Below are 9,659 nucleotides of genomic sequence, written 5' to 3' on the forward strand. Positions count from 1 at the left end.
GTGTTGGAAGCCGGCGTGGTCAGGCTTGCGATGACGGCCGCGGCTGCCGTCTCGTAGGATGCGGTATCGGTGCCGTTGCCGCCGGAGAAATCGTCGGCACCCACGCCACCGATAAAGGTGTCGTTGCCGTCCTGGCCGAACAGGTTGTCATCGCCGCCAAGACCGACCAGCGTATCGTTGCCGGCGCCGCCAATGAGGCTGTTCAGGCTGTTGGTGCCTGTCAGCCTGTCGTTGAAGGCAGAGCCGGTCAGGTTTTCGATTGACGTATAGGTGTCGCCGGCGGCTTCGCCGGTGTTGGTCGCCGGGCTGAGCAGGGCGGCGATGACACCCGACGCAGCATCCTCGTAGGTTGCCCGGTCGGAACCTGCACCGCCGCTGAGGGCATCAGCGCCGGCTCCGCCGTTCAGGACGTCGTTGCCATCCTGGCCGAACAGGTTGTCGCTACCGGCAAGGCCGATGACTGTGTCGTTGCCGGCTCCGCCGATGATGCTGTTGGTCCCGGCATTGCCGGTCAGCGTATCGTTGAATGCCGAACCGGTAACGCTCTCGATCGAATTGTAGGTGTCTCCAGCCGCTTCACCCGAGTTGCCCGCTGGGGTGGACAAGTTAGCAACCACGCCAGCTGCCGCGTTGACGTATACGGCCCGGTCGCTGCCTGTTCCCCCAGACAGATAGTCGCCTCCGGCACCCCCCTCCAGAGTGTCGTGATAGTTCGTGGCCCTCAGGATGTCGCCGGCGGCGCCCCCGCTGAGAACCACGGCTGAAGTAAGCGCCGAGCCATTGACCTTGACTGCACCTCCGACCCGCGACGACAGATCCAGCGTGCCGCCGACCCCAGCAAGACTTATGGTGCCGAGGATGGAAATGCTTTGGAACGAGTTGAACTGGACAAGTTTACCGATGAGGTTGTGCGACGAGGACAGGTTCTCGACGTTCTTGAAGGTGAAGTTGCCAAGGCTGGTGACGTTCACGACGACACCGTCTACATCCGCGCCGCCGTCAACCGCGCCTGATCCACCCAGCCCAAGATAAAGGGTATCGCTGCCATTGCCGCCGTTGAGGATGTCATTCCCGCCACCGTAGAGGCTGTCGATGCCGTCGCCACCGTTCAGAACATCAGTTCCCTCATCATACGCGACACCGTCTTCATCGAACAGGACGCCCAACAGTGTATCGTGGCCTGCTCCCCCACTGAGAGTATCGTTGCCCAAGCCGCCCCTTATGGTGTCATTTCTGATGCTGCCGCTCAACGTGTCGTTGAAGTTGCTGCCGACTAAAGAGCCCTCGTAGTGGCCGTCACCCACCGTTAACACTGCGCCCGAGGTCAACCCGGATGCATCGACATGACCTTGCAGCGCACTCGTCAAATTGAGCGTTCCGCCCGAACCGACGAGGCGGAGCGTTAGCGCTTCGATCGAGGAAAAGTCAAGCATCTGGTCGATGCTGGCAGTGATCGCCGCGTCAGAAAAGAGTTTCTCCACATTCTTGATCACCATTGAACCGAGTGAAATTGAAGTCACTCCCGGGGTCCTCAGCAAAACCAGAAGATCTGTTCCGCCGCTCCCATCGAGGTAACCGGTGCTCAAACCATGGAAGGTATCACTGCCTTTGCTCCCGGTGATCTGCGCCGGAGAGGTCAGGCCAGAGGCAAACAGCTCCATTTTCTGAAAACCGAGGCGAGTGGAGAAATCCAGCTCGCCACCTGCCCCGGAAAGACTGAGGCTGAACGTCGAATAGACGGTGGAAATTTCACTGAACTCGCTGAGCTGCACGATGGTCGAGTTGAACGAATCCCCCAAGACCTCCAGACGCTCGACATTGGAAAAGACCATCGAACCGAGATTGGTGTAGTCGGCGACGACCGTGTCGAAGCCTGTACCACCATCGACCGTTCCGGCGCCCCCTGGACCGAGATCGAACTGGTCGTCACCACCACGACCGTCGAGAACGTCAAAACCACCCATCGGGCCTCGATCCACAAACCGGTCGCTCAAATCGGTTCCAGTGATGATGTCGTCGTCTTCGGTTAGGTAATAACTCATTGCTGCCGCATCCACTTGAAGGAGGAATCTAGAAGCGCCCAGTCAAAAACAGCGCGCCTGCGCTGACCGCTTTCAGCGGGACAACGCTTACAGTTGTGACCAGCAGCGGCAATAGACCGCTCGTCAGTGGCGGACTATGCAATTCTTGCAAGAGTTGTGTGGTTCCGTAAATTTAGGCTACTAGCGTGGCTTCGCGAGGGATTCCGACGGCCGTTCGCCAAACCGCAGCCGGTAGGCCTGGGCGAAACGTCCAAGCTCCCAAAATCCATATTGTGTGGCCACGTTCGTGACAGAGGTTTCGTTCGGTGCTGATGCTAGCAGTCGCTCGCGAACGCGGTCCAGGCGCCGCTCGCGAGCGTACTGAATCGGTGCTTGGCTTAGAAAATCCTGGCAGATCATGTTCAGTGTTCGGTGAGCGACGCCAACCTCTGCGCATATGTCACTGAGTGAAAGCATATCCTCCGGCCGTTCCTCCACTAGTTGAAGGAACCGATCCAAGATTTTGCGGTGGCGGCCAAGCACTGTCCTGTCTGGCATCGCATGCGAGAGAGTGAGGCAGGCGACCAGCGCATCTATGATGCTACCGGAGAGCGCCCTAACCGGGCGTGGCGCATTGATGATCGATGATTGCTCCCGTACAAGGCGCTCGAGATATCGTATAAGTATCACGAGACGCGAAAATACCGGCTCCGGCACGCGGAACATCCGGTTGTCGTTCATGGGGACTGCATGGTCGCGTCCAGTCAGCTCCTGGGCATGCGTCGCGAGGACGTCGAAAGGGATCGTGATTATCCCGAAGGCCCATGGTTGATGTCCAGGGGAACTGGTGACCGTGATGTCATTAGGCCGGCAATGGAAAATCTGCGGCCCGAACAATTGCTGCCCCGATACTTTGCGGACCAGCGAATGCTGAGTGGGGAACATGAATATATGCAGGTTCGGGATCCCCGCAGACTGCGGAATTCCGGAGGAAAAGTTGCCGACCCCGACATGGAGGGGGCCGAGCGCCGCGCGGGCGAACGACCCAAGGAAGCCTTTGCTGGCGCCTGTGGGGTGAGGGCCCGACGCTTCTGGATCCAGCCCAGCCAGTGCCCGCGCCATCGCGCCCGGATCAGTGAAGGTGCCGTGGAACGTGTTCGCTGAAACCTTGCCGTTGGGCTTTGACGTCATCGGTTTAAATCGCCAAAAAAATATCGGAGGCAAAAACCCTGGAAATTTGCCTGTGCCGTCTTCGCGTCCGATACAGTGACCGTAATACGCGCCGGCGCGCGCTGCCTATCTCATTGCTTCCCCACGTCATGCTCACTGAGCCGCGAACCCCACCTTCCAAGCCCAATATCGTCATCGACATCCGAGAAGGAAACACTTATCCGCACAGGAGTCCAGACGCGCTCGCCGTTAGATTTCGGACCAGCGAGGTCGTGGCCGAATGAAGGAGGTCGAAGACACAGAAGACAGCGCCGGACGCTGGCGCTCGCCGCCTCGACCTTCTAGCGCACTCCGCTTGGGTGAAGTCGGACCCGCCCGCCGGTGGATTACTGCGAAGCTTGCTCGGTCACGGAAAATCGCAATGTCCGGGTGTGGCCGCCACCGTCACTCCATCTCCGGAACGGGGCCGCTCTGAAACAGGATCGTCGGCGGCCCATACTCACCGGCTATCGGATCGGCGTCACGGCTCCACGCGACGACGGCTGTGTGCTTGTCGGCGATCGCTTTCGTCTCCCGCACGGCTCGGCCTTCATCCTGCATCTGGCGAGGATCGAAGGCAGGCAGCAGGTTTCCTTCCCCGTCGTCGAAGGCTGCGAGGACAATGAGTTTTACGGTTTTGTTCTGGTCGGCCATTGTCGCGTCCCCCATCGAATCGAGATCAAGATAGCGCAATTTTGCTGCGCTGCCACCGGCGTCAAGGGTTGGCGCTGAACTGATAAATGCTGATTCCCGCAGACATAAATTGAACTGGTGCGAAGAAACGGGCGTCAAAAGGTGGGGGCGCCGTTTCGGGTTTCGCAATTAAATCAATGGGCGGTTTGGGTAGCGAGGTGAGGGGAAATAACAAGTGAGAAATGTATCTCAACGCCTTACGGCACAAGCGTTTCGGCCAATTTTCAGGAGAAAATTTGGTGCCCCCACCAGGACTCGAACCCGGGACCCCCTGATTACAAATCAGGTGCTCTACCAACTGAGCTATAAGGGCAGCTATGGTGCAGGGAGTTAGCATATTCTCTGGCGGTGTAAAGGGAAAATGCGAATTTCATCGCTTTTCCCGATCCTTGGCGCGCGCGGATGAACCGCTGGGATTGTTTTCGGCGGGCAGGTACCAAAAGGATCAGGACGCTGAGCGCCGGCGGGGTTTGGCCGGAACGTGTGCCTGTTGCGCCAGGCGTTTCTGCAGGCGAGGCGGAATGATGAAGGTGAGGACGGCAAGGACGGCCGAGAGCGCGCAGATCAGCCAGAGGACACCGGTGCCCAGCATGCGCTCGAGAAAGGCGCCGCAAATGCCGCCGGCCGCCATGCCGATCCATGGAGCGATCTGGACGATCCAGTCGCGGCGCGGATTGCCGACCATCCAGTGGCCGATACCCCGTCCGAAACGCGACAGCGCACCGGTCACATAGGTCAGTCCGATCGGCAGGCCTTCGATATGCTCGATGGCGGTATTGACCAGCCCCATGGCCAGCACAAGGGCATAGAAGCGAAGCGTGACAAAGGCCGGATCGGCGATAGCGGCGGCACAGGCGAGGACGAGCATGACGGCTGTCAGCACGCGAAAGGCGCGGCGGGCGGCGCCGTGCGCAACGATGATCCCCAGCGCATTGCCGGCGACGAAGACGGCAAGCGCGCCGAACAGAATGGCGGCATAGTCCTGGTCGCCGTCGGCCAGAAAGACGGCGGCGCGCGTCGTGTTGCCGCTCATGAAGGACACGAAGCTGCCGGCGACGAGGAGGCCGGCGGCATCGGTCATGCCGGCCAGAAACGAGATCGCCACGACAAGGGAAATTCCGATCGCGGTTCGCCGCGTCTGGATGATTCGCCGCCGCCGTTCCCGTGTCATGATCGCACCCCTGATGTCCGCCAGCGGTGATTCGGCGACGGAACCGGGCGATCATACAGCGCCGTGCAGCAAACAGGCGCGCGTCAGGCGACGCCTCTGGTCCATTGCACAGTTTTATGCGGCGGAGACGACAGCGACGCGCATCAAATATGACGCGCAAAGGTCGCAGTAACACTTTAAATATGATGCATAATTGCGACTATTCGGCTGCGTCCAGCATGGCGGGCGCGGGGTCGATTTCGTTGCAGCGCGTCATCGCGCCGGGCAGGTTGTCGGCAAGGAAGTCGATCAGCGCGCGCACCGAGGGGAGCATGCCGTGGCGCGAGGTGAAGACCAGATGGGCGATCGTACTGTTCGAGGACCATTCCGGCAGGACCGGCACCAGCACGCCGGTGCGAAAGCCGCGGAGGCACAAATGGTTGGGCAGGAGCGCAATGCCGATGCCTTCGATTGCGGCCCGCTCGAGAATGCCGAAATCGCCACAGCCGATCACCGGCTGGTGCGAAACCTCGTGCCTCGTTCCATCCATGTGATTCAGCTGCCAGTTGTCGGTCAAGTGCTGCTCGTTCATCGACAGTGTCGGCATCTTGCCTAGTGTGTCGATCGTCACATTGCCGAGCCGTGCCACCAGGGCTGGGCTTGCGACCAGATATTGCCGGGCTTCGCCGAGTTTGCGCACGATGAGATTGTTGTCGGTGTCCAGCTGGTCGCGGGCGCGCAAAGCGACGTCGATACGTTCCTCAACCAGATCGATCCGCCGGTTGGTAGTGGTGATCAAGAGGCGCACGCCCGGATAACGGCGGTGAAAGGCCGGAACGAGATGGCCGACCATCGGCGTGAAACCGATCGGGCAGGAGAGACGCACGACACCGACCGGCTCGCTCTTGGCGGCGGCAACCACGGCCTCCGCCGCCTCGATGCCGGACAGGATGGTTTCGCAGCGTTCGTAAAAGGCCTGGCCGATTTCGGTGACGCGCAACTTGCGTGTCGACCGCTCGAGAAGCCGGACGTCGAGCTGTTGTTCCAGCCGGGCGACGTGCTTGCTCAGCTTGGATTTCGGGACGTTGAGGGCTCGTGCGGCGGAGGAAAAGCCCTTGTGTTTGACGACAGCGGCAAACAGCGCGAGATCGTTGAGGTCCTGCATGTCACACCTTCGTTTCCATCAAAATCACTCTTTTATCGTTTCTATCAGGAAACGGCTTGTCGAAAAAGAGCTGTCTTATCGTTCGATTGTTTTAAATTTATATCTGAAGCACCCAAACACCACACAATTTCACTCGAAGGTGCAAGATGAACATTCTCCATATCGACTCCGGTATTCTCGGCGATCATTCCGTGTCGCGCCGCCTGACGGCTTCGATCGTCGCGCGTATCAAGACGGAACGTCCCGGCGATAGCGTCACCTACCGCGACCTCGCCGCCGAGCCGCTCGCCCATCTCAACGGTTCGCATCTGATGGCTGCTTCCGCCAATCCGGAAGGCCTCGATGCCAAGCTTGTTTCCGAACTCGATGCCGCCCGCGCCTCGCTCAGCGAATTCCTCGCTGCCGACGTCGTCGTCGTTGGTGCGCCGATGTACAATTTCACCATCCCGAGCCAGCTGAAGACCTGGATCGACCGCATCCTCGTTGCGGGCACCACGTTCCGATATACCGAGAAAGGTGTCGAAGGTCTCGCCAAGGGCAAGAAGGTCATCGTCGCCTCGACCCGTGGCGGCCATTATTCCGGCGCTTCTCCGATCCGCGCCATGGACCATCAGGAAACCTATCTCAGCACCGTGCTCGGTTTCATCGGCATCACCGATGTCGAATTCGTTCGCGCCGAAGGCCTGGCAATCAGCCCCGATTCGAAGGATGCTGCGATCAGCGCCGCCGAAAAGGCCATCGCCGATCGCGGCCATTTCGATATCGCCGCCTGATCATCGAATACAGTCCGTGAAATCTGAAGGCCGGTCACCTCGTGTCCGGCTTTTCACGTCCTATGTGCCCTCACGCAAAACGGCGTTGATTCAGACCCGGCATCCGCTAGGCTCTTCCACGACGACGGAGGGGGGCACTCATGCGGCATGGCTACGGTTTACTTGGAATTGCGCTGACGATCGTGCCGTCGCTGGTAGCGGCTGCATCCGCCGATCCCTTCGACAGGCCCGTTGCCACTGAGACGGTCAAATTGCCGGCCGATCCGCAGAATCCGTCGGCCGAACCGAAGGTCACATGCAATCGCTATACCGACGTCATGGTCAAGCAAGTGGATCTCGGCGAAGTCGGAGCCGAAAAGCTGGCCTTTCAGGCAACGGACGCACCGTGCGAGCGGGACGGCACCGGCGAACGGGTGATCCGCGACGATATCGCCGGTTATTTCCTGGGCGTGTTCGGGCCTTACGTCTTTTTCCAGGCGGCGGATGGCTGGAACGGTGGTCTGCCATTCGTGGTCTATGACTCCGGGACGGCCACGAAGCTTTTCGACGCCGCCATGGCGATCGACAGCCTCTCGGCAATCGAAGCCGATGAACATGGCCTGTCGCTGCAATTTGTCCGCAATCTCACCACGGCCTGCTCGCTCTATGCGGACAAGGACGATTGCGCGAAGCGAATCGGCGAGGAGACCGGGCTCGAGATCGCCCGCATTCCGGACTGCAAGGATGCCTACGAGGCGGAGATGAAGCGCACGCCGGATTACGCCGAGGCAATCAAGGCGTTGCCGAGCGTGATCGAATATCCGGTGGCATTGCGCTGGGCTGCAAGTGCGGTGACGGTCACGCCGCGGGACGGCGCGACGCGCTGCCTCCTGCCGTCCTGATTCCGTCATCCGGTTGGCGGTCGGGGCCGGCTCCGGGATGGCTGCCCCGAAGCCCGGATGCCGGTCGGCGTTTTTTCCGCGATTCGCTGGTCTTCATGCCTTCGCGAGATAGCCGCGCGTCGCATACATGGCGATCGCCGCGGCATTGGAGACGTTCAGTGACTTGATGGCGCCGGGCATGTCGAGCCGCGCCAGGGCCGTGACGGTCTGGCGGGTCTTCTGCCGCAATCCCTTGCCCTCGGCGCCGAGCACGAGCGCGATCTTCTGCCCGGACAGGGCCTGCTCGAGCGGAGCCGGCCCCTCCGAATCGAGCCCGATCGAGACGAAGCCGAGCTTGTGCAGTTCGTCGAGCGCGTCGGAGAGATTGGTGATCTGGATATAGGGGATCATTTCGAGTGCGCCGGAGGCGGATTTCGCCATGACGCCGGATTCGGTCGGGCTGTGGCGTTGCGTGGTGATCAGCGCGCCGGCATTGAAGGCGACCGCCGAGCGCATGATGGCGCCGACATTGTGCGGATCGGTCACCTGGTCGAGGACCAGCACGAGCGGGCTGTCCTGGAGTGCCGAAAGACGGCGGACGGGCAGGGGCGCCGTTTCGAGCATCGCGCCCTGGTGAATGGCGTCGGGTCCGAGGATCTTGTCCAGATCCTGCGGGCTGACGATCTCGACGGGAAAGCCGAGCGTATCGACAGCACCGATTTCAAGCCGCACCAGCGCGTTCTGCGTGACGGAAAGCTTGGCGATCTTGCGGTCGGGATTGTCGAGGGCCGCGCGCACCGTATGGATGCCGTAGAGCAGGACCTGATCGGGAGCCAGTTGCGGCGCCTTCCAGTCCGTGCTTGCGGTCTTCCGGCGCTTGTCCGGCACGGGGGTGGGGATTTCGCCGCGTTCGCGCCTGGCATCGCGATGCGCGCGCCGGAGGGTGGCGTAGTGGGTGTCTTGGGCGCTCTTGTCGCCGGGATTATCTTTGCTCATGCGGGTCTTATACCGGGGATAGACCGCGCGTGGAACCGTTTTTCGCGAAATCGGGCGCCATCCATCTTTATCGCGAATTTCCCAAATTTTTCTGGAGAGCCGTGTTGACAGGATGAGACTGGCCCGTCATATACCCGGCGCAGATTGAAGGGTTGACTTGCCCCGGCGCACGGCGCTTCGATCTGAGACTTGGTCGCTTGATCCCGACAGAATAATGGAGGGATGCCCGAGTGGTTAAAGGGGACGGACTGTAAATCCGTTGGCTCAGCCTACGTTGGTTCAAATCCAACTCCCTCCACCATTCTGTTGCACGGATCATGACCCCGCGGGTATAGCTCAATGGTAGAGCAGCAGCCTTCCAAGCTGAATACGCGGGTTCGATTCCCGCTACCCGCTCCACACGAATCCCTTTTCTCGATCGCAATATCATCAGTTGCTTTAATTTGTCGCGGCAAACACTTGATTTGCGCTGCTTTCCGGATTCGGAATCTCGGCTATTGGAATCGAAAACGAGCTTTCCCATATATGCTTTATACCGAGGCCAAGGGCCTCATGAGGCGCACGACAATTAAGTCTTGCGCAATTCTTCCGAAACCCTTACACGCCTCCCCAAACCGGCGCCGCCGGTATGGTGCATTCTCATTGATCACAGGAAACTTGACCCCATGGCAAAGAGCAAATTTGAGCGCAACAAGCCGCATGTCAACATCGGCACGATCGGTCACGTTGACCATGGCAAGACGTCGCTGACGGCGGCGATCACGAAGTATTTCGGCGAATACAAGGCGTATG

The 9,659-nt window shown here is 60.1% G+C and carries 9 protein-coding genes and 3 tRNA genes; 5 read left to right on the forward strand and 7 right to left on the reverse strand.

Translation table 11 applies throughout. The features are described 5' to 3' along the window. The 6 genes from VL202_RS13890 to VL202_RS13915 all read right to left on the reverse strand — a co-directional run. A partial coding sequence (locus tag VL202_RS13890) for a calcium-binding protein (RefSeq protein WP_325464703.1) occupies window positions 1-2,042 on the reverse strand: 2,042 nt, incomplete at its 3' end. 180 nt (window positions 2,043-2,222) lie between these two features. After that, complete coding sequence (locus tag VL202_RS13895) at window positions 2,223-3,212, reverse strand: helix-turn-helix domain-containing protein (RefSeq protein WP_325464704.1); 990 nt, start codon at window positions 3,210-3,212, stop codon at window positions 2,223-2,225. 423 nt (window positions 3,213-3,635) lie between these two features. Further along, complete coding sequence (locus VL202_RS13900) at window positions 3,636-3,884, reverse strand: hypothetical protein (RefSeq protein ID WP_325464705.1); 249 nt, start codon at window positions 3,882-3,884, stop codon at window positions 3,636-3,638. 276 nt (window positions 3,885-4,160) lie between these two features. After that, window positions 4,161-4,236 (reverse strand) — tRNA-Thr (locus tag VL202_RS13905). 132 nt (window positions 4,237-4,368) lie between these two features. Further along, window positions 4,369-5,094 (reverse strand): YoaK family protein, encoded by a 726-nt coding sequence (locus tag VL202_RS13910; RefSeq protein WP_325464706.1) that lies wholly within the window; start codon window positions 5,092-5,094, stop codon window positions 4,369-4,371. A 199-nt stretch (window positions 5,095-5,293) separates the two neighbouring features. After that, window positions 5,294-6,238: a LysR family transcriptional regulator gene (locus VL202_RS13915; protein WP_325464707.1), complete on the reverse strand. Its 945-nt coding sequence runs from the start codon at window positions 6,236-6,238 to the stop codon at window positions 5,294-5,296. Between the two features lie 146 nt (window positions 6,239-6,384). Here VL202_RS13915 and VL202_RS13920 point away from each other — a divergent pair, with 146 nt between their 5' ends. Beyond that, the gene (locus VL202_RS13920) at window positions 6,385-7,011 is read left to right on the forward strand and encodes an FMN-dependent NADH-azoreductase (protein ID WP_325464708.1); all 627 of its coding nucleotides are present in this window, start codon (window positions 6,385-6,387) and stop codon (window positions 7,009-7,011) included. Window positions 7,012-7,151: 140 nt separating this feature from the next. Then, window positions 7,152-7,892: a hypothetical protein gene (locus tag VL202_RS13925; protein WP_325464709.1), complete on the forward strand. Its 741-nt coding sequence runs from the start codon at window positions 7,152-7,154 to the stop codon at window positions 7,890-7,892. Between the two features lie 93 nt (window positions 7,893-7,985). Here the strand turns inward: VL202_RS13925 and rlmB are convergent, their stop codons facing one another. Next, entirely contained in the window at window positions 7,986-8,867 is an 882-nt protein-coding gene (gene rlmB / locus VL202_RS13930) for a 23S rRNA (guanosine(2251)-2'-O)-methyltransferase RlmB (RefSeq protein WP_325464710.1), read from the reverse strand. Between the two features lie 216 nt (window positions 8,868-9,083). Between rlmB and VL202_RS13935 the strand changes: the two genes are divergently transcribed. The 3 genes from VL202_RS13935 to VL202_RS13945 all read left to right on the forward strand — a co-directional run. After that, window positions 9,084-9,168: transfer RNA gene (locus VL202_RS13935), tRNA-Tyr, on the forward strand. 24 nt (window positions 9,169-9,192) lie between these two features. After that, window positions 9,193-9,266: transfer RNA gene (locus tag VL202_RS13940), tRNA-Gly, on the forward strand. A gap of 266 nt (window positions 9,267-9,532) precedes the next feature. After that, window positions 9,533-9,659: GTP-binding protein (locus VL202_RS13945; protein ID WP_244910400.1), on the forward strand; the 127-nt coding region annotated here is incomplete at its 3' end.

It is taken from the genome of Pararhizobium sp. (assembly GCF_035497515.1).
Classification (GTDB): Bacteria; Pseudomonadota; Alphaproteobacteria; order Rhizobiales; family Rhizobiaceae; genus Pararhizobium.